Source organism: Acinetobacter sp. YH12226 (assembly GCF_013417805.1).
Lineage (GTDB): Bacteria > Pseudomonadota > Gammaproteobacteria > Pseudomonadales > Moraxellaceae > Acinetobacter.
The window spans coordinates 142,342-168,669 of record NZ_VPDG01000005.1 but is presented as its reverse complement, the minus strand read 5'-3'; the positions used below and the strand labels follow the sequence as shown (position 1 = coordinate 168,669).

At 44.8% G+C, this 26,328-nt stretch carries 23 protein-coding genes; 9 read left to right on the top strand and 14 right to left on the bottom strand.

Annotated features, from left to right (window positions below):
• Positions 1-11 precede the first annotated feature (11 nt).
• Positions 12-509: an ureidoglycolate lyase gene (locus tag FTV08_RS07820; protein ID WP_004646920.1), complete on the top strand. Its 498-nt coding sequence runs from the start codon at positions 12-14 to the stop codon at positions 507-509.
• A 57-nt stretch (positions 510-566) separates the two neighbouring features.
• Here the strand turns inward: FTV08_RS07820 and FTV08_RS07815 are convergent, their stop codons facing one another.
• The 5 genes from FTV08_RS07815 to puuE form a co-directional block, all read right to left on the bottom strand.
• Entirely contained in the window at positions 567-1,280 is a 714-nt protein-coding gene (locus FTV08_RS07815; RefSeq protein WP_180087031.1) for an outer membrane protein OmpK, read from the bottom strand.
• A gap of 127 nt (positions 1,281-1,407) precedes the next feature.
• Positions 1,408-2,766 (bottom strand): nucleobase:cation symporter-2 family protein, encoded by a 1,359-nt coding sequence (locus FTV08_RS07810; RefSeq protein WP_180087030.1) that lies wholly within the window; start codon positions 2,764-2,766, stop codon positions 1,408-1,410.
• A 30-nt stretch (positions 2,767-2,796) separates the two neighbouring features.
• Positions 2,797-3,117 carry a hydroxyisourate hydrolase gene (gene uraH, locus FTV08_RS07805; protein WP_004646924.1) on the bottom strand — a complete coding sequence of 107 codons (321 nt, stop codon included), beginning with the start codon at positions 3,115-3,117 and terminating at the stop codon, positions 2,797-2,799.
• Positions 3,114-3,617 carry a 2-oxo-4-hydroxy-4-carboxy-5-ureidoimidazoline decarboxylase gene (gene uraD / locus FTV08_RS07800; protein ID WP_180087029.1) on the bottom strand — a complete coding sequence of 168 codons (504 nt, stop codon included), beginning with the start codon at positions 3,615-3,617 and terminating at the stop codon, positions 3,114-3,116. The genes uraH and uraD overlap by 4 nt, the downstream gene beginning before the upstream one ends.
• A gap of 143 nt (positions 3,618-3,760) precedes the next feature.
• Positions 3,761-4,723: an allantoinase PuuE gene (gene puuE / locus FTV08_RS07795; RefSeq protein WP_180087028.1), complete on the bottom strand. Its 963-nt coding sequence runs from the start codon at positions 4,721-4,723 to the stop codon at positions 3,761-3,763.
• Between the two features lie 311 nt (positions 4,724-5,034).
• On the opposite strand from puuE, the gene FTV08_RS07790 reads away from it, so the two are divergent.
• From FTV08_RS07790 to FTV08_RS07780, 3 genes are all read left to right on the top strand, one after another.
• Complete coding sequence (locus FTV08_RS07790) at positions 5,035-6,084, top strand: Rieske 2Fe-2S domain-containing protein (RefSeq protein WP_180087027.1); 1,050 nt, start codon at positions 5,035-5,037, stop codon at positions 6,082-6,084.
• Between the two features lie 307 nt (positions 6,085-6,391).
• Complete coding sequence (locus FTV08_RS07785) at positions 6,392-7,696, top strand: type II toxin-antitoxin system HipA family toxin (RefSeq protein WP_180087026.1); 1,305 nt, start codon at positions 6,392-6,394, stop codon at positions 7,694-7,696.
• Positions 7,689-7,970 (top strand): helix-turn-helix domain-containing protein, encoded by a 282-nt coding sequence (locus tag FTV08_RS07780; protein WP_004280265.1) that lies wholly within the window; start codon positions 7,689-7,691, stop codon positions 7,968-7,970. The genes FTV08_RS07785 and FTV08_RS07780 overlap by 8 nt, the downstream gene beginning before the upstream one ends.
• Before the next feature lie 203 nt (positions 7,971-8,173).
• Here FTV08_RS07780 and FTV08_RS07775 read toward each other — a convergent pair whose 3' ends face one another.
• The 3 genes from FTV08_RS07775 to FTV08_RS07765 form a co-directional block, all read right to left on the bottom strand.
• Positions 8,174-9,622 (bottom strand): NAD-dependent succinate-semialdehyde dehydrogenase, encoded by a 1,449-nt coding sequence (locus tag FTV08_RS07775; protein WP_180087051.1) that lies wholly within the window; start codon positions 9,620-9,622, stop codon positions 8,174-8,176.
• Positions 9,623-9,638: 16 nt separating this feature from the next.
• The gene (gabT, locus tag FTV08_RS07770; protein ID WP_180087025.1) at positions 9,639-10,901 is read right to left on the bottom strand and encodes a 4-aminobutyrate--2-oxoglutarate transaminase; all 1,263 of its coding nucleotides are present in this window, start codon (positions 10,899-10,901) and stop codon (positions 9,639-9,641) included.
• Positions 10,902-11,248: 347 nt separating this feature from the next.
• A complete protein-coding gene (locus tag FTV08_RS07765) occupies positions 11,249-12,520 on the bottom strand; it encodes a Glu/Leu/Phe/Val dehydrogenase (RefSeq protein ID WP_180087050.1) in 1,272 nt (423 codons plus the stop codon).
• Between the two features lie 328 nt (positions 12,521-12,848).
• On the opposite strand from FTV08_RS07765, the gene FTV08_RS07760 reads away from it, so the two are divergent.
• The 4 genes from FTV08_RS07760 (at position 12,849) to FTV08_RS07745 (ending at position 17,804) form a co-directional block, all read left to right on the top strand.
• Positions 12,849-14,351, top strand: a complete 1,503-nt coding sequence (locus tag FTV08_RS07760) for a PLP-dependent aminotransferase family protein (RefSeq protein WP_114541714.1) — start codon at positions 12,849-12,851, stop codon at positions 14,349-14,351.
• A 416-nt stretch (positions 14,352-14,767) separates the two neighbouring features.
• Entirely contained in the window at positions 14,768-16,222 is a 1,455-nt protein-coding gene (locus FTV08_RS07755) for an amino acid permease (RefSeq protein WP_180087024.1), read from the top strand.
• A gap of 369 nt (positions 16,223-16,591) precedes the next feature.
• The gene (locus FTV08_RS07750; RefSeq protein WP_180087023.1) at positions 16,592-17,461 is read left to right on the top strand and encodes an SDR family oxidoreductase; all 870 of its coding nucleotides are present in this window, start codon (positions 16,592-16,594) and stop codon (positions 17,459-17,461) included.
• Positions 17,462-17,633: 172 nt separating this feature from the next.
• Positions 17,634-17,804, top strand: coding sequence for a hypothetical protein (locus tag FTV08_RS07745; RefSeq protein WP_180087022.1), 171 nt, complete (start codon positions 17,634-17,636; stop codon positions 17,802-17,804).
• Positions 17,805-17,886: 82 nt separating this feature from the next.
• On the opposite strand, the gene FTV08_RS07740 is transcribed toward FTV08_RS07745, so the two are convergent.
• The 6 genes from FTV08_RS07740 to FTV08_RS07715 form a co-directional block, all read right to left on the bottom strand.
• The gene (locus FTV08_RS07740) at positions 17,887-18,948 is read right to left on the bottom strand and encodes an enoyl-CoA hydratase/isomerase family protein (RefSeq protein WP_180087021.1); all 1,062 of its coding nucleotides are present in this window, start codon (positions 18,946-18,948) and stop codon (positions 17,887-17,889) included.
• 20 nt (positions 18,949-18,968) lie between these two features.
• Positions 18,969-19,742, bottom strand: a complete 774-nt coding sequence (locus FTV08_RS07735; RefSeq protein ID WP_004646938.1) for an enoyl-CoA hydratase — start codon at positions 19,740-19,742, stop codon at positions 18,969-18,971.
• Positions 19,743-19,761: 19 nt separating this feature from the next.
• Entirely contained in the window at positions 19,762-20,889 is a 1,128-nt protein-coding gene (locus tag FTV08_RS07730) for an acyl-CoA dehydrogenase family protein (protein WP_004646940.1), read from the bottom strand.
• 59 nt (positions 20,890-20,948) lie between these two features.
• A complete protein-coding gene (locus tag FTV08_RS07725; RefSeq protein ID WP_180087020.1) occupies positions 20,949-22,598 on the bottom strand; it encodes an AMP-binding protein in 1,650 nt (549 codons plus the stop codon).
• 85 nt (positions 22,599-22,683) lie between these two features.
• Positions 22,684-23,574 (bottom strand): 3-hydroxyisobutyrate dehydrogenase, encoded by an 891-nt coding sequence (gene mmsB, locus FTV08_RS07720; protein WP_044110429.1) that lies wholly within the window; start codon positions 23,572-23,574, stop codon positions 22,684-22,686.
• Between the two features lie 11 nt (positions 23,575-23,585).
• Complete coding sequence (locus FTV08_RS07715; protein WP_180038854.1) at positions 23,586-25,115, bottom strand: CoA-acylating methylmalonate-semialdehyde dehydrogenase; 1,530 nt, start codon at positions 25,113-25,115, stop codon at positions 23,586-23,588.
• A gap of 177 nt (positions 25,116-25,292) precedes the next feature.
• Between FTV08_RS07715 and FTV08_RS07710 the strand changes: the two genes are divergently transcribed.
• Positions 25,293-26,177 carry a LysR family transcriptional regulator gene (locus FTV08_RS07710; protein WP_180087019.1) on the top strand — a complete coding sequence of 295 codons (885 nt, stop codon included), beginning with the start codon at positions 25,293-25,295 and terminating at the stop codon, positions 26,175-26,177.
• Positions 26,178-26,328 lie beyond the last annotated feature (151 nt).

Below are 26,328 nucleotides of genomic sequence, written 5' to 3'. Positions count from 1 at the left end.
TGATCAATGATATGTCTATGCAAAGTATAAAAATACAGCCTTTAAGCACTGAAAGTTTTCTGCCTTTTGGAGAAGTCATTGCCTGTCAGGGTAATCATTATTTTCATATCAATGAGCAGCAGACTGAGCGTTATCATGCCCTGGCTGAAGTAGAAAGTGACACCAAGGTCGGACTGAGTATTTTTAGAAATATGCAAGCTACGGCAATTCCTTTTCAAATCTCAATGCTGGAAAGGCATCCTCTAGGATCACAGGCTTTTATTCCGATGCACGGCCAGCAATTTTTAATCGTTGTAGCGCCTGAACTTGATTATACACAGCCCGATATTAGTCAGATTCAGGTATTTATCAGTGATGGTTCTCAAGGGATAAATTATCGTGCCGGAACCTGGCATCATCCATTATTGACCCTTGAAGCACCCAGCGAGTTTGTCGTAGTGGATCGTATAGGTAGCGGATCAAATTGTGATGTTCATCCTTTTCCTGAAAACATCCAGATCGTATTTTAAACGCATTAAAAAAAGCCCTTTTATCAGGGCTTTTAACTTATTTCTTCATCACTTTGCCTAGAAGTGATATTTCACTAAAGCACTGACATTATTTTCATCGGCATTTGGGATACCGAATTTGTTGTTCCAGATAGAATGTTCAATTCCCAGATATAAATTGGTTTCTGGAGAAATGTGTTTACCGACATTCCATTTCCATTGGGTGGTCCAGTTCATCTCGCTGTCATGATCATCCTCTTCTGTTGACCAGTCCAGGAAGCCATCCACCAGGAATTCTTCAGTTCCCAGTTTAATTGGTACGCCATAGGTCAATGTCAACTGGTAATCATCATCAATATTCTCATTATTCACGCGATAAAGATTAATGCTGGCATAACGGAAATATGGAATATCCAGATCAAAACCTACGCCGTAGAGGAAGTTATCAAAACCTTCTCCGCCTTCCCAGGTCGTTGATACCAAGACATCCTTGACCGGACCAAAGGCAAGTTTCTGGCCTGATACTTCTCCCAAGCTTAAACGTGGTGAAAATTCAAAATAACTTGATTTAAAGTCATCTGCGCCGCGCATACGGTCAATGAAGAAGAAGACATCTGCATATTTTACTTTTGCCGTATATTCAAAGGTCGCAGTCGCCTGTTTCTCATCGACCACCTCATAGTTTTCTCCATAAAGTCCGGTGACACTGAAGTCTTGCCAGATCGGTTTTGCCTGTGCGGATGCCGCACCCAATACAAGTAATGTTGCAGCAGTAAGTTGAGTGAATTTCATAAATAAGGGTCCCCAATGGAATGAAAGAATCACATTCTGAATTAAGCAAAAACAAAGCCAACATTTTTAATTTTTGATAAAAAAAACAGCCCATTTTCTGGACTGTTTTCATCCTGGTTTAAATTTTCTAATGTGGAATCTTTGCCACAATTTCTGTAGTCGCTGTGCTTTTATTTTTAAATAGGTTCAGATGATTGAACAACAGGTTGAGTAAAATGGCCATTAAGCAGGTTGAGCTAATCCCCGAATGAAACAAGGTTTGCACCCATTTTGGAAAGTTGGCATAAAAGGAATGATCAATAATGGGAATCATGCCGGCTGCAATAGCCGTCGCAACAATGATAAGATTTTTTTGCTCGTTATAATCAATTTTAGCCAAGGTACGAATCCCGCTTGCAGCGACTGTTCCAAAAAGTACCAGACCTGCACCACCTAATACCGGTACAGGAATGGCAGCAATCAAACGTCCCATAATTGGCAGTAAACCCAACACGACTAAAATCATGCCCCCAGCTGCGACCACAAAGCGGCTTTTAATTCCGGTAATCGCCACCAAGCCGACATTTTGCGCAAAAGCACTTTGCATAAATGAACCAAAAACCGGTGCCATCGCACTCGATAACATATCGGCACGCAAGCCATTCGAGATACGATCCGCATCCACTTTGGTACCTACAATCTCACCCACTGCAATGATATCTGCTGTGGTTTCGGTCATAATCACTAGCGTAACGATAAGCATGGAAATGATGGCAGTGAGCTCAAAAGTCGGTAGTCCAAAGGCGAAGAAGCTGGGTACCTGAATCCATGTTCCATTCGCAACTTTAGAGAAATCACCAAAACCGAATAAATAAGCCAGTACTGAACCTAAAACAATTGCCAGTAAAATAGACAAGCGACGAATAGCAGCATGTCGGCTCAAATTCAGGCAGACGACTAAAGCTAAAGTCATGAGTGCCAGACCAATATTTTCGACACTTCCCCATTCTGGTGCCTTGGGATTGCCGCCCATCATCCAGCGGACTGCTACAGGTAATAAAGACAAACCAATGATAGTAATGACGCAGCCTGTCACGACTGGTGGAAAGAAACGGATAATTTTGGAGAAATAAGGCGCGAGGAAAAAACCGATCAATGAGGCGACAATGACCGCACCGTAAACTGCTTGCAAACCACCGCCTGTGGTCACAATCGCGACCATCGTCGCAACGCCAGCGAAAGAAACCCCTTGTACCAAAGGTAATTTCGCGCCGATATATTTCCCCCCAACGGTTTGCAAAATTGTGGCTAAACCACCCACAAATAGCGCCGCTGCAATCAATAATCCAATTTTATAAGCTTCTAGGCCGGCGGCCGTTCCCACGATTAAAGGTGGTGCAATAATTCCGCCATACATAGTCAGTACGTGTTGCAAACCGTAAGCTGCACTTTTTCCCGCACCTAAATATTCATGTTCAGGTGATATTGTTTTACTTTGTTCTGTCATTTTTCTCACCCTCAAAGTCTAAATATAAAATCAGCTTCCGCGATATGTGGAGTACGCGAATGGGCTGATCAGTAAAGGAATATGAAAATGCTGGGACGCATCTTTCACATAAAAATGAATAACTGCTTTAGGAAAAAAAGTTTCTAAACCCGAATTTTCAAAATAGGCAGATGTAAAGAACTCAAGACTATAGGCACCCGCTTTAAACTCGGTCATGCCGAAATCACTGACGCGGCCGTCTGCATTGGTTTTTGCTTCCCTAATCAGGCGACCGTCTTCAGCAAAAAGTCGAATGACCACGTCTGTCGCAGGTTTTCCCAGATGTGTATCTAAAATATGCGTGCTAATCATGCATGAAGCTCCTGAGCCAGTCGTGACAAGGCAATTTCTGCCAGTTGATGATGGACAATACGTTTCTCAATCTCTGGATCATTCAGCAAACGATAGTTCAGGGCTTGAAGGACGTCTTCACTGCTCAATCCAGCAGCTTTGATCAGAAAGATAAACCCATATTTTTTTTCATAGGCAAGATTGCCTTTAAGCAGCGCGAGCTGGGTATCGTCATCTGCTGTAATGCCGGATTGCTCACGATGGGAAAAGTCTTTTTCTATTTCACTTAATTCAGCCTGTGCCTGTTTTTCACCTATACGGGGATGATTATCCAGCGCAGTTTTAATTTCATCCCAACTCCAGGTCGCCGCCTGTTGGTTCGCTGCATTCAAAATATCCTCAAGCGATGCATAAGGACGTTTTGCTGCAAGTTCGGTCGACCAGCTGGGTATTTGCACACAGTGCTTTAAAAAGATCATCGCATCTTCTGCTGATGCTTGATTAAATTCAACAAGTTGCACTATTCAATCGCCTGTTTATATTGCTTGGTTATTTAAAACTGGTTTTGCAATAACAGTGCCAAAGCTGATGTGTTTGTTATTTTTATAAAGTACATGACTCAAAAAAGAGCATCTAAACTGATCTTTTCCAATATGTTTTATGATTATGGCGCATGATGGTTATACCAGTGCTCGGCAATATCCCCACGACGGCAAATCCAGACCTTGTCATGATTTTGAATGTAGTCCAGGAACTTTTGTAGAGCTTTAAAACGTCCCGGCCGTCCTAAAATACGGCAGTGCATGCCAATCGACAGCATTTTTGGCGCAGTTTCGCCTTCGGCATAGAGCACATCAAAAGCATCTTTGAGATATTGATAAAACTGTTCCCCGCTATTAAAACCGCCCGGTGAACTGAATTTCATGTCATTGCTATCCAGGCTATAAGGAATAATCAAATGCGGACGTGTTTCCCCTGCCTGATTGGTCAAGGTGCTCCAAAATGGCAAGTCATCTCCATAGTAATCAGCGTCATATTTGATGTGAGGAAATTCAGCCAGAAGTTGACGGGTGTTTGGACTGTCCCGACCGGTATACCACCCAATAGGCGCTTCACCAAACAGGCTTTCCAGAACACTGATCGCCTGATCCATATACTGACGTTCAAGTTCAAGCGGCATGTCCTGATAATGTAGCCAGCGCTGCCCATGTGAAACCACATCATAATGAGCTGATTTAATCGCCTCGACCACATAAGGATTACGTATTAAGGCCATACCGACTCCAAAGATAGTCATCGGCAAACCACGTTTCTGGAACTCCTGATGAATCCGCCAGAAGCCTGCACGTGAACCATATTCGTACATCGAATCCATCGACATATGTTTGTCTGGAAAGCTGGCAGCACCGATGATTTCAGATAAAAACTGTTCTGAACCGGCATCACCATGTTCAATGTGGTTTTCACCACCTTCTTCATAATTCAGCACAAACTGTACCGCGACACGCGCGCCGTTTGGCCATTGCACTTTTGGTGGTTCGCCATGATAACCAATTAGGTCACGCGAATAAGGTGCATTGCGAATACTGTCGATAAGTTCTTGTCCGCGTAAGTAGCTAGTCGTCACATCAATTCCTTGTCGATTCTGAGTAAATGATCAATTTTCTATACGCGTGATAAGCAATTTATGCGCCAAACTAGAGCATTGAAACTGAGAGCACGCTTTTTAAAAAAATATTTTCAGCGAGATTTAAGCTTAGAAATATCCCATCTCAATATTTGCGTGGTTGAACATAAAAAACCTGGAAAGATGCTTATTTTGTTTTTAATCGCTGGTCAGTGTTCTGATTTACGCAATCCTATGTCCTGTTAATTGAAATTTCATAGAACACATTGCTGTTTTATAGTCCAGCTAAAGGTCATGACACAGAACCCATTATGAATACAAATATCGCCGCTTTTAGTCCCGACTTACCAGTCCATATGACATTCGAGGAACATGACTGGCATCTTTTGGCTCAGTACTGGTATCCGATTGCACTTGCGCGTGATATTACAGATCAGCCAACAAGTAGCATGCTGCTTGATATGCCTCTGGTGATTTATAAAATGAACGATGAACTGGTGGTGGCGAAAGATGCATGTCCGCATCGCGGTGTACCTTTAAGCTTGGGAAAAAATGACGGCCAAGGCGTGGTGTGCCGTTATCACGGTTTACGCTTTGGCAATGAAGGTAAATGCAACCGTATTCCTGCACATCCTCAGCATAAAATATCGGAACGTTTCCATTTGAAAACTTATGCTGCGGTAGAAAAGTATGGTCTGATCTGGTGTTCATTAAGCGCTACAAAAGATGCAGAACCTCATATTCCTAACATGCCTTTTTGGGATGATGCTGAGTATCAGCAACTGGTCTGCCCTCAGATAGACATTCAATGTTTTGCAGGAAGACAGCTCGAAGGTTTTATTGATGTGGCTCATTTTGCCTGGGTGCATCCAGACACTTTTGGCGATCCGGAGGATGTAGAAGTTCCTGAGTATAGTACGACAGAAACGGAGGTCGGTTTTAATGCAGATTATATCAGCAGTGTGGGACGTTATCCGATCGGAATCGAGCAGCGTGGCCAGGAAGATTTTAAATGGTTACGTCATTTTGAAGTGAGCCTACCCTTTACTGCAACACTTACGATTCATTTTCCAAATCATGCCAAGCAGGTCATCATGAATGCGGCTTCACCCATGACTGCGCGTTCAACACGACTTTTTGCACCTATTTGCCGCAATTATGATAAAGATTTACCGGTTGAAGGTGCCTATGCCTTTAATATGAAAATTTTCGAAGAAGATCGTTTAATTGTAGAAAATCAGAAACCTGAATATTTACCTTTGGACTTATCTTTAGAAGCGCATTTTCCGGCAGATCGGAGTTCAAGCATGTACCGAAAATTACTACGTAAACGGGGATTTAGTCCTTTATTTGCCGCTTAAAATTTTATTCAAAAGAAAGATTCACAATAAATAACCAGAGCTAGCGCTCCTCTGATATTTAAAATTACAGGATTATTAAATTTATTAGCTATATGTCGATGTAGGTCTCTAGCCAAACTCATTTTTGAATGAATTGGGTTATATAGTGATTTTTATCAGAATTGTTATATAGCCTCATAAGCCTTGTGTTCTGGTGAAGATAAGGACTTTTAGAACGATAAAGAACTTTAAGAAGATAAAATTAGTTTTTTATTAAAATAGGTATATAATAAATAAAATCACTTTACTTTACTATTTTAATAAAATTATGGATCAATATTGCACACTGCAGATTTATCAGGAAGATGAATGGCTGGATTGCGCTATTGTTGAGATTGTCGGTCAACAACAAACTGGATGGCAAGCAGCCACGCGCACATCATATCTATTTGAATATGCTATTTCTTATATGAACCTAAGCGATGGGCATGCGCTAGCCTATCATTTACCAGTAAATGTGCAAAATACCTTGCAATCTACCTGGCCGGCCTTCCTGATGGATTTGTTACCTCAAGGTTATGGTCGTAAAGAATTACTCCGTCAGCTTAATTTTTCTGAAAATACTCAGGAACAAGCAGACTGGGCGCTTTTAAAAGCGGGTGCAGGCAATCCGATTGGTAATTTACGGATTAAAGAGGCTTATGAATGGCTACAGGGGCAGTTCCCTGTTCAGCAGAATCATGGCTTTAGTCTGGACCAAGTCGTAGAACGTCAAGAAAAATTTATTGAATCCTTGGCCTCTTATGGACTTTTTATTGCCGGTTCTTCTGGTATTCAGGGCGAGTGGCCAAAATTACTGCTGACCCAAGGTCACGATGACCTGTTCTATCTGGATCACACGCTGACAGATGATCAGGTCAAACAGCATTGGCTGGTGAAATTCAGTCGTGGCAGTGATCAGAATCTAGATAAAATTTTGATGCACGAAGCCTTATATATGAAAATTGCCCAATATCTGGGACTTCGTGTTCATCAGGAACTGGAGCTGCATGGTAAGACTTTATTTATTCCCCGATTTGACCGTAAAGTCAGCGATGGGAAGGTTGAAAGAATTGCCCAGGAAAGTATTGCTTCTCTGGGAGGAAAAGCCGGTTTTGGGGTAAGAATGACCCATAACCAGATCTGTAGCCTGTTGATGCAATGCTGTACTGAACCAAAACAGGAAATCTTTGAATATTTGAAGCGTGATCTTGCCAATGTCGCTTTAGGCAATAAGGACAATCATACCCGTAATACAGCGCTTCAACGTTTCAATAACGGAATCATTCAACTAACCCCATTATTTGACTTTGCGCCGATGTGGCTACATCCAGATGGTATTGCCCGAACTACGCGTTGGGAGCGAGATGATCATGGTGGTATGCCAATTTGGCATTCAGTCATTGAACAGATTGCCGAAAGCACGATGATTGATCCAAAAGAAATCAAAGCGGTGTTAATCGAACAATTACCACTTTATCAGGGATTACTCGAGCACATGCAGTATCTGCAATTGGCACCTGAAATTCTGGAAAATAGCCAGTATCGAATTGATAATATTTGCCAACAATTGGAGGAGCTGAATTATGGATAAACGCTTTAAGCCCCTGACCCCGATTCAACAGATGCAAAAGAGATTATCTGTACTTGAAACCGTCAGCAACAATCCTGACTGGCCTTTTCATCAGGTTGCTCGCTTCATTCGTACCGAGTTGCACCTCACACTCAACGATATGGCTAAAATTACCAAGATTGCTCCCCAGACTCTACAGAAAATGGAACAACCTGAAGGAAATCCAACACTCAAGTCTATGCAGAAATTACTGGATGCTTTTGGTTTAAAGTTAGAAATCAGGGTTAAATCCTGATGAGAAGCTGATGCTTTAATTGATATTTGCGGGAATTTTAGAGAAGAAGAATGGTTTAACAACTGAAAATATGCCCTGCTCCAATCTGTTTATTGAGTCCTTGCTCCATCGCAGGAATCCCGGTTTAAATTAAACGCGGGATTCACTGGAGACTGATATTTTCTCATCAGTTTTTAATGAATACGTTTATTTTCTAAACGTCATTATGAAGAAATATCAACACAGAGATATTTCATTTCAAGGTATTCATCCATACCGAATTTAGACCCTTCACGGCCTAATCCCGATTGCTTGACTCCACCAAATGGCGCAACCTCATTAGAGATAGCTCCGGTATTGATTCCCACCATACCGTATTCTAAGGCTTCACCTACACGCCACTGACGTGCTGTACTTTGGGTAAATACATAGGTAGCCAGACCGAATTCTGTATCGTTCGCCATCTGAATTGCTTCTTCTTCAGTCTTGAAACGGAATAACGGCGCCAACGGTCCAAAAGTTTCTTCTTTTGCCACACGCATCTGCTGAGTAACTTCAGTCAGAAGCGTTGGCTCGAAGAATGTACCGCCCAGATTTGAGCGCTGTCCACCGGTTTTCACCTGTGCACCTTTGCTCACTGCGTCGGCAATATGTGACTGCACTTTTTCGATCGCAGCCTCATCAATTAATGGACCTTGGGTAGAAGCTTCATCACGGCCATCACCGACTTTTAGTTTGGCAACGGCAGCCACCAGTTTTTCTACCAGCGCATCATAAATGCCATCTTGTACATAAATCCGGTTCGCGCAAACACAAGTCTGTCCACTATTACGGAATTTACTGGCCATGATGCCCTGTACCGCCTGTTCGAGATTGGCATCATCAAAGACCAGAACTGGCGCATTGCCACCAAGTTCTAAGGACAGTTTTTTGATGGTCGGCGCACATTGCTGCATCAGGATACGACCGACTTGAGTTGAGCCGGTAAAGCTTAACTTTTTCACGGTTTCGCTTTCACATAAGACCTGACCCACTGCAACCGCATCACCACTGACATGCAGCAATACATCTTGTGGCAAACCTGCGCGCAAGGCCAAAACTTCAAGCGCATAGGCGGTTAAAGGCGTTTGTTCAGCCGGTTTAACCAGCATAGAACAGCCAGCAGCCAGAGCTGGCGCGGCTTTACGGGTAATCATCGCCGCCGGAAAATTCCACGGTGTAATGGCCGCTGTCACCCCAATCGCCTGCTTAATGACCAATAACCGTTGATGGGCAAGCGTTGGAGTCAACACGTCACCATCAATACGGCGTGCCTGCTCAGCAAACCAGCGGATAAAGGAAGCAGCATAACCGATTTCACCCCGTGCCTCAGCCAGTGGCTTGCCCTGTTCAGCAGTTAGGATCTGAGCCAGGGACTCTTTATGTTCCTGCATCAGATTGAACCAGGCCCAAAGCACATCCGCACGTTCAAGTGCTGTCTTGGCTTTCCATGTTTTCTGTGCTTGCTGAGAACGAGCAATCAGCTGTTCTACAGATGTCCGGTCATGGGATTTCACCCAGGCCAAAGTGGCTTGGGTTGCTGCATCTTTGACTTCAATATATTCATCCGTGGCAGGCTGATCGAAGCTGATATCAGGATGCTGTAATAAATCTCTATATTGCGCTTGAAGCATGATCATTACTCTTTCATTAGGCTGCAACAGACATTGCAAACCCTTGTTTCAAGATAGCCAATCCCGCACGGAACTGTTCTGCCGGAATCGTGAGCGGGTATAGGAAACGGATTACATTACCATAACGACCGCAGGTCAGGATTAACAGACCATTTTGCATGGCATGGTTTTGTACAGCTTTTGCCTGTTCCGCAGTTTCCAGCTCAACCGCCACCATTGAGCCCAGTGCACGAATATCTTTGACCATGCTAGAAGACATTTTCAGTTCATGTAAAACATCAACCAGTTCTGCGCCTAGATCATTCGCTCTTTCACAAAGACCTTCTTCTTCAATGATATCCAGTACCGCATGGGCAGCCGCAACAGCAACCGGGTTACCGGCATAAGTACCGCCCAATCCACCCGGATTTGGTGCATCCATCACTTCAGCACGACCCACAACGCCTGAAATCGGGAAACCGCCGCCCAGACTCTTTGCCATCGTAATCAGATCTGGCTTGGTCTCATAATAATCCATCGCAAACAGTTTACCTGTACGCGCAAAACCAGACTGTACTTCATCAGCAATCAGTAAAATGCCGTTTTGATCGCATAGCACACGCAAGCGTTTCAGGAATTCTGCAGGCACCACATTAAATCCGCCTTCGCCTTGTACAGGCTCAAGCACAATTGCTGCTACGTCATGCGCAGCAATATCTTCTGCGAAAATGTCTTCAATGCTTTGCATTGCATCATCTACGCTAATGCCTTTGGATTCCACCGGGTAACGGGCATGGAAAACACCACCAGGCATCACCCCAAAGTCGCGTTTATAAGGTGCAGTTTTACCGGTCATGGCCATCGTCATAAATGAACGGCCATGAAAACCATTACCAAAAGTCACAATGCCATGACGGCCAGTATGGGCACGGGCAATTTTAACTGCATTTTCGACAGCTTCAGCACCAGTCGAAAAGAATGAGGTTTTTGCAGCACCTTGGATGGGAGCGCGTGCATTGATACGTTCTGCCAGAGCAACGTAACTCTCGTATGGTACAACCTGATAAGCCGTATGGGTAAATTTGGTTAATTGTTCAGTGACCGCAGCAATAATTTTAGGGTGACGATGGCCAGTATTCAGTACGGCGATCCCGCCCGCAAAGTCGATATATTGATTGCCTTCTGCATCCCAAATGGTCGAGTTTTCTGCTTTCTCTGCGTACCATTGACACATGACCCCAACACCACGTGGTGTCGCCTGCTGTTTACGTGCATTCAGTGCTGAGTGTTTACTGTCCATTTTGTATCCTCATTCTTGATTCATACGTTGTAAATTTTGCTATCCGGATCTTGGGATAGAAATTTGCCAAAGACTGGCTGATATGGTTCATTTTGCGCTTTTATGCGTATGAGACGAGAGCCACTTTGCAGCAGATAGAAGGAGCCAATTGATCTATTTAAAACGAGTAAAATAGTCAAAATATAAAATTATTTTATTCATAAACAATTATTTATATTTGTACTAAAAATTGGCTCCTTTTTGAATAAAGAAGCCAATTTAAAAATCCATTGCAAAAATTTAGGATGGGTAATAATCAACTAAATCCAGTCGGTTTAATCAATTAATCCATGTTGCAAAAACTTCGCTTAACCCGGATAGATCCCTCGTTCCTGACGTGCCATTAAAATACGTTCACAAGCCAGAATATAAGCGGCTGTACGCAAAGAACATCCGGCCTGAACTGCTTTTTGCCATACATCCTGTACCGCATTTTTCATGCTGGCATCCATACGCTGGTTAATCTCTTCCTCGGTCCAGAAGTAGCTGGCCAAATCCTGAACCCATTCAAAATAGCTGACCGTCACGCCACCCGCATTGCAGATTACGTCTGGCACCACGGTAATATGACGCTCACTCAGAATTTCATCGGCCTCAGTCAATGTTGGACCATTGGCACCTTCTAGAATCATTTTGGTCTGAATATTTTGCGCGACCTGAGTATTAATCACACCTTCCAGCGCTGCCGGAATAAAGACTTCGGCGGGAATGGTCCAGAAAGCTGATGCAGAAATTTCATCGTTGGTAGAAAATCCCTGAATTTTATGGTGGGTATTTGAGTATTCAAGCAGCTTTTTAATATCAATTCCCTGTTCCTGATACAGAGTGGCAGAATGGTCCTGAACACAGATCACTTTGCTGCCATTTTCCTGGAAAAGCAGCGCAGCTTCACTACCGACATTACCGAAACCCTGTACACAGACCCGGGCATTTTTTAAATCCAGACCAATTTGCTGGGCAACTTCACGACCGCTAATAAACACACCACGGCCTGTGGCTTTACTACGGCCTAAAGAACCCCCTAAATGCACCGGCTTTCCGGTCACTACACCGGTAATCGTAGAACCCGCATTCATGGAAAAGGTGTCCATCATCCAGGCCATGATTTGCGGATTGGTTCCTACATCCGGTGCCGGAATATCTTTTTGCGGCCCAATAATTAAATTGATTTCTGCCGTATAACGTCGGGTCAAGCGTTCCAGTTCGCGCTTGGAAAGCTGGCTCGGATCAACTCGCACACCGCCTTTGGCACCGCCAAAAGGTAAATTTAGAGCAGCACATTTGATCGTCATCCAGGCCGACAGAGCCATCACCTCATCTAAATTGACATCTGGATGAAAACGCACGCCGCCTTTGCCTGGACCGCGAGTTAAATTGTGCTGAACACGATAGCCTTCAAAATGCTGAACCGTACCATCATCCATGATGACCGGAACATCGACAATCAAACTGCGCTTTGGGCGTCGCAGCATGTCCAGTCGTTCACTCAGCTCACCCAGATAAGGCGCTACTTTATCCAGTTGCTTAAGATAATTGTTCCAGGCCGTTGTACCTTGCTCGGTGTAGGTCAATCCTTTCATCATCATGTTCATTCTATGATCCTTTTGTTATATGCAGTCGTATGTCCTGGCGGCTGCAACACATCTCTATTCGGCTGTTATGGCAATCATTGCTTGATTCAGGTCTTAGTTCAGCGAGCTCCAAACAAAATCAGTGTCTGGATTTTTCGCTTTAGTTTTAATCGGTATCTGTGTATATTGCCTGCCCGCCTGTATGCTCGCATTCAAGCCGCAGGTACATGATCAAAACGCATACAAGACACTTTACAATGACTGCCTGATCAGACTATTTTGCACCTAGCAATACCGCTCTCACGAGAGCCATTTCAAATTTGTAGGAGAGAGCCAATTGCGTAGCTTGCTTGGAGATTATTTACTGCAGCGATTGCAGCAAGATGTCACAGGAACATTACAGATGCGACTGTTCCGCTGCTTGCGTAACGCGATTATTGATAGCGTATTGGCTCCCAAAACCCGCTTGCCTGCATCGCGTGATCTGGCCAAAGAAATTCAGGTATCACGTAATACGGTTTTAAATGCCTATGAACAGTTACAGGCACAAGGTTATGTTGATGCGCGTACCGGCCAAGGTACCTGGGTGGTAGAGAAATTACCTGAATCCTTTTTGGTGAAGGCAGAACAAAGCTCTGCTGCGGTTTCGGAAAAAAAAGCGCAGCAAAATTACAATCTGTCGCAACGCGGTTCCTACTTGCTCGGCTATTCCGCAGCCTCGCCTTATCAATGGGGAGCCTTTGTACCGGGCGCACCCGATGTGACCGAATTTCCGCATCATATTTTCAGCAAAATCCAGACGCGTTTGAGCCGTGAACCTCAAGTTAATAACCTGATTTACAGCAATGCCGGTGGCTCTCTGGAACTGCGTCAGGAGCTGGCAGAATATCTGAAAATTGCCCGTTCAGTGCAGTGCGATGCTGATCAGATCATTATTACCGAAGGCACCCATCAGGCGATTGATTTGGTCTCGCGTACTTTAAGCGACATAGGCGATGAGGTCTGGATCGAAGATCCGGCCTATTGGGGCGCGCGTAATATTTTACGAATTAATGGCGTCAATCTACGTTCCTTACCGGTCGATCAGGAAGGGATTATCCCCGATCTACATCCCAAAAAACCGCCTAAGCTGATTTTTGTGACGCCGTCGCATCAATATCCTTTAGGTTCACACTTAAGTTTAGAACGGCGCAAACAGTTAATTGCACTCGCACGCCAGCATAATAGCTGGATTGTTGAAGATGACTATGACAGCGAGTTCCGGTTCTCGGGCCAGCCTTATCCTTCTTTACAAGGTTTAGAGCCGGATTCTCCGGTGATTTATATGGGGACGTTCAGTAAGACCATTTATCCAGCCCTGCGCATTGGTTATTTAGTGGTACCAAAACAGCTCTTTTCTTCGTTACGAATTGTGGCCTCGGAACTTTATCGTGGTGGTCACTTAATTGATCAGCAAACACTGGCTGAATTTATCCGTGAAGGACATTATGAGGCGCATATCCGACGGATGCGTTTATTGTATGGCAAACGCCACGCTTTTTTAATTGACCTGATTCGCCGACATTTAGGTGAAGATTTTCTGCATGAATACAATACCGCCGCCGGTTTGCATCTGATTTTAAAATTGCCGAGCAGCAGTGATGATGTCTTGATTGCATCCAAAGCGCTTGAACTGGGAATCAAGGTCAGAGCCTTATCGCAATACTATACCAAACATTATTCCACTCGGCAGAAAGGATTATTACTGGGCTTTGCCTGTGTGAGTGAACAGGAAATTCTGGTGGCTTTCGGGATATTGTTAAAGTGCTTGCGTGAGCATGGAATTCGCACTTTAACTTAGTAAAAACTTAAGGATCAATACAATTATATTTTTAAAATCAAAAAGCTTTTATTTATTTTTAAAGGGAACGTAAACCTGCTTTTAGCCTGATATTTTAGGTAGGCTTTATTTTTCTGTAAATATGGCCTGCTTATATTTTTTATCTCTTAAGCCAATTGGCTCCTTTGAATTGCTCAAAAATGGCTCTCGTCACTTTACAACAAAAAAGAGAAATTAACCGCATACATGAACAGCATGTAACCGTACTTTAATCAAAGTGTGATCCTGTCTATAGGGCTACAAGGATTTATTTTATTAAGATTAACTTAATATTGGTCAAGCACTGATGAATTCGGTTACAGTTTCAAAGGATAAGATAGCGTAAGCCAAATAAGGAATTTTATTGCCGCTACGCTATTGATATTAAGGGAAATTATATGGCAGAACATCAACATTTCTCCAATTCCGAATCATCAAACGGCTTAAAAAACGGACTTAAATCACGCCATCTCACCATGATTTCAATTGCCGGTGTCATTGGTGGAGCACTCTTTGTCGGCTCCGGTAATGTCATCTATTCTGCAGGGCCGGCTGCACTCATTGCTTATACTCTAGGTGGACTATTAGTTTTACTCATTATGCGTATGCTGGGAGAAATGGCAGTACTGAATCCCGACAGCGGTTCATTTTCAACCTATGCGGACCGAGGAATCGGGCGCTGGGCCGGATTTTCCATCGGCTGGTTATACTGGTCTTTCTGGACCTTGCTCATGGGCTGGGAAGCCTTTGTCGCCGGGAAAATCCTAAATAGCTGGTTTCCATTTATCCCGATCTGGGGCTATATGCTCCTAGTCACTGTAGCACTGGTTTGGATTAACCTCCGTGACGTAAAAAACTTTGGTGAATTCGAGTTCTGGTTTGCCCTGATCAAAGTCATTGCCATTGTACTGTTCCTGGTATTTGGCAGTTTGGCCGTGATGCACCTGTGGCCTTGGGGCGATGCCTCTATCCTCGGCGGTACAACTCATCTAACCGCTCAAGGCTTTATGCCTAATGGGTTTTCATCGGTGATCACGGCCTTATTGGGTGTAATGTTTGCTTATATGGGCGCAGAGATTGTCACCGTAGCAGCAGCTGAAACCAAAGATCCAGCCAAGGAAATTCGTAAGGCCGCTAATTCAATTGTATGGCGTATCATTTTATTCTATGTCGGTTCAATGCTGATCACAGTTTGCCTGATTCCACACAATAATCCTTTATTGAAAGATCCGACCTGGGGTACGTATAGCGTAGCACTTACTGCACTCGGTATTCCAGAAGCGCGTCATATTGTTAATTTTGTCGTGCTCACCTCGGTATGTAGCTGCTTTAACTCCGCACTTTATACCTGTTCACGCATGGTCTATTCCCTCTCGAAACGTGGAGATGCACCAAAGAGTTTTGGTTTAACCAACCGCAATAACAGCCCATGGGTAGGTGTCATCTTTTCAAGCCTGTTTTCTTTCGTGGCGATTTATCTGACTGCCACCGAAAGTATGAATATTTATGATGTTTTGATGTTAGCGACTGGTACCGTATCTTTATATGTCTATCTGGCGATTGCGATTTCTCAGCTTAAGTTACGTAAAAAAATGGAAGCTGAAGGACAAAATATTCCATTCAAGATGTGGTTATTCCCATGGCTCACTTATCTGGTCATTATCTTTATTGTCGGTGCTTTAATTACCATGATTATTGAGGGGACGTATTTTAAAGAAGTAGTTTATACCAGTGTGCTTGCATTATTTATTGTAGGCTTAGGCATCTGCGCACAAAAGTTTAACTGGGGTAAAACCTCAGTCAAAAAGGAAAAGGCAGCACAGGCCAGAATTAATTTAAGTGATAATCTTTAATTTATTTCTATAGAAATTTTTTAAACACATCAGAATGAATAAATAAATGGAGAGTTAGCAAGCTCTCCATTTTTCTTATATATTTCCAGAAAGAGATGCTTATGTATGTCTAGATTTTAAATCTCCGTTGATACCTCACCTTTCCTAATCAAATTTCACCTTTCAAGACCACCTCAGCTATCAAAGTGTAGCCAGAAGCTGTTTCATCAGCTTTTTCTGTTCTGGTTGCTCAACCTGATCCGTTTCAACGAATAATTGATAAATCTCGAATACATTCTGTTATGAAATGTTGAGTCCAGCCTCATTTTGCCCAAAAGCTTCTAATATATTTTTTCTTATATGGCCACAATCATTGGAATTGGAAAAGATATGAATCATTATCCTGAAACCCCAGCTTCAACTGAAACACAAGACCATCAACCGGGTGTGCAAACCAAAATGGACCCTGTACCGGAAATTATTAAACCGCATTATAAAGGCAGTGAAAAATTAAAAGGCAAAGTTGCCTTGATTACCGGTGGTGATAGCGGGATTGGCCGTTCTGTATCGGTCTTATTTGCCCGCGAAGGTGCAGATATCGCCATTTGCTATCTGGATGAAGATCAGGATGCACGGGACACCAAAAAAATGGTGGAAGATGAAGGCCGCTGTTGTCTGCTGATTCAATGTGATTTACAAGATCAAGATGAAATCAAGAAAATGGTGGAAAAGACCCTTCAGGAATTTAAAACGATTAATATTCTGGTCAATAATGCCGGGGTTCAATACCCTCAAGAAAGTATTGCCGATATCTCGCCCGAGCAATTACTTAAAACATTTAATGTTAATATTCTGTCGATGTTCCACCTGACTCAGGCGGTGATTCCGCATATGCAAGCAGGTGACAGCATTATCAATACCACCAGTATTACCAGTTATCACGGACATGACCAGTTGATTGACTATGCAAGTACCAAAGGTGCCATCACCACATTTACCCGAAGCCTTTCCACCAATTTATTGAAAAATAAAACCGGCATTCGTGTCAATGGTGTCGCGCCAGGGCCAATCTGGACACCATTAATTCCGAGCAGTTTTGATGAAGAACAGCTTAAAGATTTTGGTAAAAGTACCCCAATGGGCCGCATGGGCCAGCCAAGTGAAGTAGCACCGGCGTATTTATTTCTGGCCAGTGAAGAAGCCAGCTATATTTCAGGTCAGGTGATTCATGTGAATGGCGGCAGTATTATTAACGGCTAATCTGGCACAGAAGATAGCGGTTCTAGCTGACCGTTATCTTCATCTATTTAATCTTTAGATTTTCATATTTTAAAAAATTAGGTTTTTATAAAATGATTCCAACAAATACTTACCTGCATAGAAACCAACCCTTGTTATAGTAATTTAAGCCAAACCTGATGAGGATATTAAGATGCCTAGAGGTGACAAATTAGCCTATACCGATAAGCAAAAACGGCAGGCCGAACATATTGAAGAAAGCGAAAAAAAACGTGGTCATTCTGAGGAAGAAGCCGAACGTATTGCCTGGTCGACGCTCAATAAACAAGATGGTGGCGGCAAGAAAAAGAAAACGTCCCACTAAATAGAATTCATGTCGATGAAAGTATGGGACAGATACAAAGACCCTCTATAATGTAATTATAGAGGGTCTTTGACCATCAGGCTCAAGTAATATTTTCGATACGCTGCTGAGTCCATGCTGGCCAGATCTTTCGCAAGGTCTTTTCAAATTTTGCATTCTCAGTTCGCCATTGTGGATTTTTGTCTTTATCAATAATCAGCGCACGAACCCCTTCAATAAAGTCGCCCTGCTCTAACCAGACATCCTGCAAGTCCCGTTCCAGTTGCATACATTTTTCTAGCGACAAATTCTGTCCGGCTTGCTGTAACTTCAGGCTGGTTTGCTTGGCCATAACCGGACGTTGCTGCAAAATTGCCAGCATTTTACTAGCCCATTCCTGATCGGTTGAATTACTTGTATGAGCAAGGCTCTGTTCAATCTCCTTGAGGTTTGGATAGCCAAAATGCTGATTAATCAGATCTGCACGTTTTTGCAGCTCGCTTTCTACCGGATGCGTAATATAGCCACTAATGATTTTCTGGATTTCAATCGAATTTAACACAGGCGCAGTAATCAACGCTGCTTCCAATTCAGCAAAACGCTCACTCGGCACATGATAATCCACCAGATCGAGATACAAGGCATCACTGCTACTGATCTGCTCCCCGGTCAAAGCCATATAGACACCGACTTCATCCAGTCGGGACAGGAAATGGGTGGCTCCAACATCTGGGAAAAAACCAATTGCGGTTTCGGGCATGGCAAAACGTGATTTTTCACTCGTAACTTTGATATGACAGGCTTGAGCGAGGCCAAAGCCTCCGCCCAGTACATAGCCATCCATCATCACGATCACGGCCTTTGGAAAATTACGCAAGGTGCTCAGCATCTTATATTCAGTGGCAAAAAAATCCTGATATTGGGTATTGCCGGCCTGATAGCTATCATACAGATAGCGGATGTCGCCTCCAGCACAGAACGCCTTGGGACTGTTGGAATTGATCAGGATGGCTTGCACTTCTGGATCATGCAGCCACTGATCGAGTTGCGCCTGAATGCCTTGGATCATTGGCAGGGTTAAGGCATTTAAATGGCTGGTGCGGTCCAGGCTGATAATGCCCAGACTTCCTGCGACCCGTATCGCTAAATTATTTTCATCACTCATTTTATTTTCCTATTTTTGTTTTATTGATGGGTAAATTTGGCTGGGCGTTTTTCTACAAAGGCCTGCATGCCTTCTTTTTGATCGGAACCGGCAAAAATCGAATGGAAAACCCGGCGTTCAAAGCGCAGGCCTTCAGCCAGGCTCACTTCAAAGGCCCGATTAATTGATTCTTTAATCATCATCACGGCAGTAAGCGACTTTTCAGCAATTTTCTCGGCAGCTTGCAGGGTTTGTTCCAGCAATTCTTCCTTGGCAAAAACCCGAGCCACCAAACCACTTTGTTCCGCTTCCTGCGCCCCCATCTGCCGTGCAGTCAGGCACATTTCCATGGCTTTGGCCTTACCAATCGCCAAGGTTAAACGCTGGGTCCCGCCAATGCCGGGCAACACGCCTAAGGTAACTTCGGGCAAACCAAATTTTGCATTATCAGCGCAGTAAATAAAGTCGCACATTAAAGCCAGTTCGCAACCACCACCCAAAGCATAACCACTCACTGCGGCAATTAAAGGTTTACGACGCTGCGCAATTCGATCGGCCAGACTGAAAAAATCATCCAGATAAATTTGCGGAAAATTCAGATCTGCCATTTCTTTAATATCGGCACCAGCGGCAAAGGCTTTTTCCGAACCGGTAATCACAATACAGCCAATTGCCGGATCTTTTTCCAGCTGATCCAGTGCCTGATTGACTTCAACAATCAGCTGGTTATTCAGTGCATTTAACGCTTGTGGGCGGTTTAAAGTAATTAGGCCGACCCCGTTACGCTGTTCGAGTAAAATCGTTTGCCATTGCATGAGATAAATCCTTTTAAAATTAGAGGCTGCGTGCAATCACCAAGCGCTGAATATCGCTGGTGCCTTCATAAATCTGACAAATCCGCGCATCCCGATAAATCCGCTCAATCGGGAAATCTTTGAGATAACCGTAGCCGCCAAAAATCTGCAGCGCTTTGGAGCAGACACGTTCTGCCATTTCTGAAGCAAATAGCTTGGCCATGGAGGCTTCGGTTAAACAGGCTTCACCGGCTTCTTTTTTGCGTGCTGCAAAATGTACCAGTTGCCGTGCCGCTTCAATTTCAGTCGCCATACTGGCCAACCTGAAAGAAATCGCCTGCTGTTCAAAAATAGGTTTGCCAAAAGCCACGCGGTCGTGCGCATAAACAGTGGCTTCTTCCAATGCGGCACGTGCCAAGCCAACCGCCTGTGCGGCAATACCGATCCGCCCGCCTTCCAGATTGGCCAAGGCGATTTTTAAACCTTCGCCTTCGGCACCGAGTCTTAAACTTTCATGAATGCGGACATCGGTTAAGGCAATCTGACAGGTATCCGAAGCATGCAGGCCGAGTTTTTCTTCCACCCGAATCACTTCATAGCCAGGTGTGTCGCGCGGCACTAAAAATGCACTCATGCCTTTTTTGCCCGCGCCTGGATCAGTCACGGCAAACACAATAATCATCCCGGCATTGTGGCCAGAAGTAATAAACTGTTTGGCGCCATTGATGATGTAATGATCGCCGTCCTTGACCGCCCGGGTTTTAATCGCGGCAGCATCCGATCCGGTATGTGGTTCGGTTAAGGCAAAGGCACCAATCATTTCACCTTGGGCCAAAGGCTTTAGAAATTGCTGCTTTTGCTGTTCCGTGCCGAACTTGAAAATCGGCACACAACCCACCGAGTTATGTACGCTCATAATCGCGGATGTTGCACCATCAGCCGCAGCGACTTCTTCTAAGGCCAAGACATAAGCCAGCGTGCCTGTGCCCGAACCGCCCCATTCCTCGGGAATCAGCATCCCCAGAAAACCCAGCTCTCCCATTTGAGCCAAGGCATCTTTGGGAAAGATGCCTTTTTGATCCCACTCGCCGGCAAAGGGTTTAATCTGTTCCTGGGCGAAGCTTTTGGCCATATCCTGAATCAGGTGTTGTTCTTCCGTTAATTGCATCGATGCTTCCTTCAATCTCTTTATTTAATCTTCTTATTCAATCTGTTGGCTTTATGAGCTTATGCAGTTTTGGATTGCTGCTTGTTGATTTCCTGATTGCGCAGTAAAAAGCGTTGAATTTTACCGCTTGGGGTTTTCGGCAATTCGGTCACAAATTCAATCAGACGCGGATAGGCATGCGCAGATAAACGCTTTTTCACAAATTGACCCAGCTCTTCCTGCAGCTCGGCAGTTGCAGGAGAATGACCAGCCAGAATCACAAAGGCTTTAATGATTTCGGTCCGCTCGGGATCCGGTACGCCAATCACCGCCGCTTCAATCACGGCATCGTGTTCCAGCAAGGCACTTTCCACATCAAACGGCCCCACCCGATAGCCCGAGGTAGTAATGACATCATCACTACGTCCCACAAAACTCATACTGCCATCGGCATGAATTTCCGCGGTATCTCCGGTTAAATAGTAGTGGCCGACAAAGGGAGATTTACGGCTTTCTTCATAGCCAGAGAACCACATCATCGGAGATTGGCTGATATCAACCGCTAAGATGCCCGGGATGTCAGCTGCTAATTCATGCCCCTGTTCATCGACAACGGCAATTCGGTAACCCGGGCTGGCAAAGCCTGCCGAACCTGAACGGACCGGATGTTCCAAAGCATGATGATTACACACCACCATCCCGACTTCGGTCTGGCCATAATGGTCATAAATCGGCACATCTAGCACCTCTTTAAACCAGCGGATCACTTCCGGATTTAACGGTTCTCCCGCACTGCTGACAACACGTAACTTACCGCGTAGTTTTGCCATTTGAGCAGGATCGGCCGCCATCATCATGCGATAAGCAGTCGGTGCACCGGCCAGATTGGTAATGCCATATTCCTTAACAATTTCGCAGACACTTTCTGCATTAAAACCGCCTTCATAAAATAAGGTCGAGTGTCCAAGCATTAAAGGACCAGTAATCGCGTAATACAAACCGTAGGCCCAGCCGGGATCAGCAATATTCCAGAAAGCATCTTCAGGAGTTAGACCAATGGCATTTTGCATATAGCTTGCAAAAGCAATCAGCGCTTTTAAAGGGACTTTAAGAGGTTTCGCTGGTCCAGTAGTACCGGAGGTAAACATCAATAAAAATGGATCATCGACATTCAGGATTTCCAGCTCACAAGCTTCAGCCTGACGGTTTAATACCGTCCAGAAGCTGAGGTCGTGCGGATAGCGCTCTGCCTCAGTTTCGGCATGTACCGTCACAATCGGTGGACAGTTGCTGATCTCGGATAATTTGTCCCGATTCGCCAGATCAGTCACCACCAGCTTGCTTTGCGCCAGCTGAATACGATGCTCGATGGCTTTGGGACCAAAGGCCGTAAATAAGGGTTGATAGACAGCACCAATCCGCCAGGTTGCCAAAATAGTAATGATCAACTCGGGAGTACGTGGTAATAATCCGGAAACGCGGTCGCCTTTACCAATGCCTTGAGACTTTAAAAAGTTGGCAAACTGGCTGGAATATTTTTTGAGTTCGGCAAAACTATATTGTTCTTTTCTGCCATCTTTACCATGCCAGTATAAGGCAATGGCATCGGAATCGGCATGACGGTCACAGCATTCATAACAGGCATTTACTGCCTGCATGGAACCGGAGAGATACTGGCTTGCAACCGTGTTTAAATCAAAGTCTTGAACCGTTGTTTGATAATCTAACATGTTAAACCTCAGCCTGAATTTATCGTTATTACTGACAGGGTGTAATTATTGAAGCGAATCCTTGCTCCATCTAATCTTTTAAGTTTTAAGCAGGTGGCGTGGTGTATTGATGCATGATGCTGGAGAAGTCCAGATGGGCATCACCTTCCTGACACAGTTGTTGATAGAGTTTCTGTACCATGCTGCCGAGTACCACCGGCTGATCCACCTGTTGCGCGGCATCGACAGCCAGCCCCAAATCTTTGAGCATCAGTTGTGCGGCAAAACCGTCGGTATAACCCCGCGATGACGGCGCATTGGCACAGATATCTGGCCATGGATTATAAATTTCAGAACTCCAGCAACGTCCAGTGGAACTGTTAATCACGCCAGCCAAGGCCTGTGGATCAATGCCCAGTTTGGCTCCGAGTGCCATCCCTTCAGCCACCGCAGTCATGGAAATTCCCAGAATCAGGTTATTACAGATTTTTGCCACCTGTCCTGTTCCCACCGCACCACAATGCACCAGATTTTTACCCATACAGCCGAGAACCGGTTTGACGGCCTCAAAAGTGGCATCATCTGCACCGACCATAAAGGTCAAGGTCCCGTCTTTGGCACCCAAAGTACCGCCGGATACCGGTGCATCACAGACGCGAATCTGCTTGACCTGAGCTGCTACAGCAACTTCCTGAATGGTTTGCGGATCAATGGTGCTGCTGTCGATACACAAACTGCCCGATTGAAGTACCTTCAGAATACCGTGTTCACCTAAATAGACTTCACGCACATGCTTGGCCGCGGGCAACATGCTGACCACGATCTCCGCCTGCTTCGCGGCAGCTTGTGGACTGTCGCAGACGATACCGCCCGCTTCTGCAAAATGCTGTAAAGCCACTGCGCTTAAGTCATAACCAAAAACCTGATGACCGGACTTGAGTAAGTTTTGCGCCATGGAGCCGCCCATGTTGCCTAAACCAATAAATGCAATCTTCATGCTGATGCTCCTTAACGCAGACTGATCGTGGTATTGACACCGGTGGTTTCCTGGTCATCTTCAAACCAGCGGCTGGTAATGGTTTTGGTCTGGGTATAGAACTGCACCGCCTGTTTGCCATAAGGACCTAGATCACCCAATTTTGAACCGCGTGAACCGGTAAAACTGAAGAAAGGCACAGGTACAGGAATTGGAATGTTAATGCCAACCTGACCGATATCAATCTGGTTCTGGAAGGTACGTGCCGTATTGCCATTTTGGGTAAACAGTCCAACGCCATTACCAAACGGATTGGCATTAATCAGTGCAATCGCCTGTTCCAAAGTATCGACATGCATGATCGCCAGTACCGGGCCAAACACTTCTTCCTTGTAAATGCGCATCTCGGTCGTGACCTGGTTAAAAATCGTTGGACCGACAAAATTACCCTGCTCATAACCCGGAACCTGTACATTACGGCCATCTAGCAACAGTTCTGCGCCCTGTTCAACACCACTGTTAATCAAATCTATGACACGAGCTTTGGCACGGGTTGAAATCACCGGTCCCACATCGGTATTCGGTTCATGTCCGGCATTCACCTTTAAGGTTTTGGTTTTATTGACCAGTTCATCGACCCAGTGCTTGGTCTCACCGACCATTACCGCCACGGAAAGTGCCATACAACGTTGACCTGCTGCGCCAAAAGCTGCACCGACCAAGGCATTTAAGGTCTGTTCTTTATTCGCATCTGGCATCACCACCACATGGTTTTTGGCGCCCATCATCGACTGCACACGCTTGCCGTGTTGGCCTGCAAGGTTATAGACATGCGTGCCGACTGCAGTCGAACCGACAAAAGAAATCGCCTTGATATCGCGATGGGTACACAGTAGATCGACCACTTCTTTGCCGCCATGTACCACATTCAGTACGCCTGCCGGCACACCTGCCTGAATCGCTAACTCAACCAGCATCATGGTCGATAGTGGATCCTGTTCAGAAGGCTTTAAGACAAAGGTATTGCCGCAGACAATCGCCATCGGGAACATCCACAGTGGAATCATCGCCGGGAAGTTAAACGGTGTAATTCCTGCACAGACACCTAGTGGTTGCTGCAAGGTATAGGTATCGACACCACGTGCCACCCCTTCAATATACTCGCCCATTTGTAGGGAACCGATCGAACAGGCATGTTCCACCACTTCCAGACCACGCTGGATATCACCTTCGGCATCAGCCAGGGTTTTGCCTTGTTCTGCCGTTAAGACTTGGGCAATACTTTTTAAATTGGTACGAATCAGATCCTGCAGTTTCAGCATGATTCGCATACGGGCCTGAATTGGAGTCTGGCGCCAGCTGGCAAAGGCATTTTGCGCAGCCGCAATCGCAGCATTGACTTCTTCAGCAGTGGCAAAAGGCACTTGGCCCAAAACTTCCTGAGTGGCAGGATTGATAATATCTTGCCAATGGCTAGTTTTTGATTCGACAAATTCACCATTAATGAGGAGTTTTGCGGTGGTGAATCCGGTACTTTGCTGTGGATGAGAAATGGCGTTCATGGTCGCTCCGTGCTGGTTTGTTATTGTCGTTGTATCTGCCTTTACTGGCTTTTATTTAACGTATAATTTTTACGCTGTTTCAGCAGACTAACAAAGAACACTTTGACCACCAATAGAAATTGGTGCACGATGGTTGTGCAAATATGCACAGGAATTTAACAGGATGTTAAATAAAAAATGAAAGTAGATTGGGATCATTTACGCTTTTTTTTAGTTTTGGCGCGTGCTAAAACACTCACCAACGCAGCACGCTTAATCGGGGTTGAACATAGCACCGTAGCGCGGCGGATTCAGGCCCTGGAAAGTACTTTAGGTACGCAACTGTTTAAGCGCGAAGCCACCGGTTATGAACTAACCTCGGAAGGTCTGGCACTGGTGCCGCGTGTGGAACAGATGGAACAGTCCTTTATCCAGATTGACAAGCGCCATGATCCCTTGCAAGGTCGGGTCCGGATTGGTGCGCCAGAAGGTTTTGGCACGGCATTTTTAGCTCGTCTTTTGGCAGAATTTTCCCAGCATTATCCTTTGCTGACCATTGACCTGATTCCGGTACCGAAAGCGATCAAACTTTCACATCGAGAAGCCGATATTGTGATCGCGATTGACCGGCCCAAATCTGGTCCGTATATCATTACTCGTTTGTCTAATTACTGTTTAAAGCTATATGGCAGCCAGCATTATTTACAGCAAAATCCGGAAATTAAAAAACTGGAAGACCTCCAGCAGCACCGTTTTGTCGATTATATTGATGATCTGGTCTATAGCACTGCACTATATTCGCTAGAGCGTCTTCCCTTGCAGGTCAGTGCCTGTTTTCGCAGTAACAGCATTCTGGCGCAGGAAATTGCCGTGCGTGCAGGTGCTGGACTGGCCATTTTGCCGAAATTTCTGGTCAATGATAAAAATGAACTGAAAGAGGTGCTGGGTCAGCAGCTCAGTTTTACCCACACTTTCTGGATGCTGACGCTGGTCGATCTGCAACATGAACCAAAAATTAAACTGGTCTGGGATTTCTTGCGTAAACAAGCCGATCTTCAGCAAGACCTGTTAATGGGCAGATGAATATTGAACACACTGTTCACTTTGCAAGGCTACGTACTTTAGTTAAATCAACTGAAACAACAACGTATCGATACAGCAAATGAACGTATCACAACATTCCTGACGCTCATGACTTGTTAAATTAACAGTCGATCATTCGCGATGTTTTTTA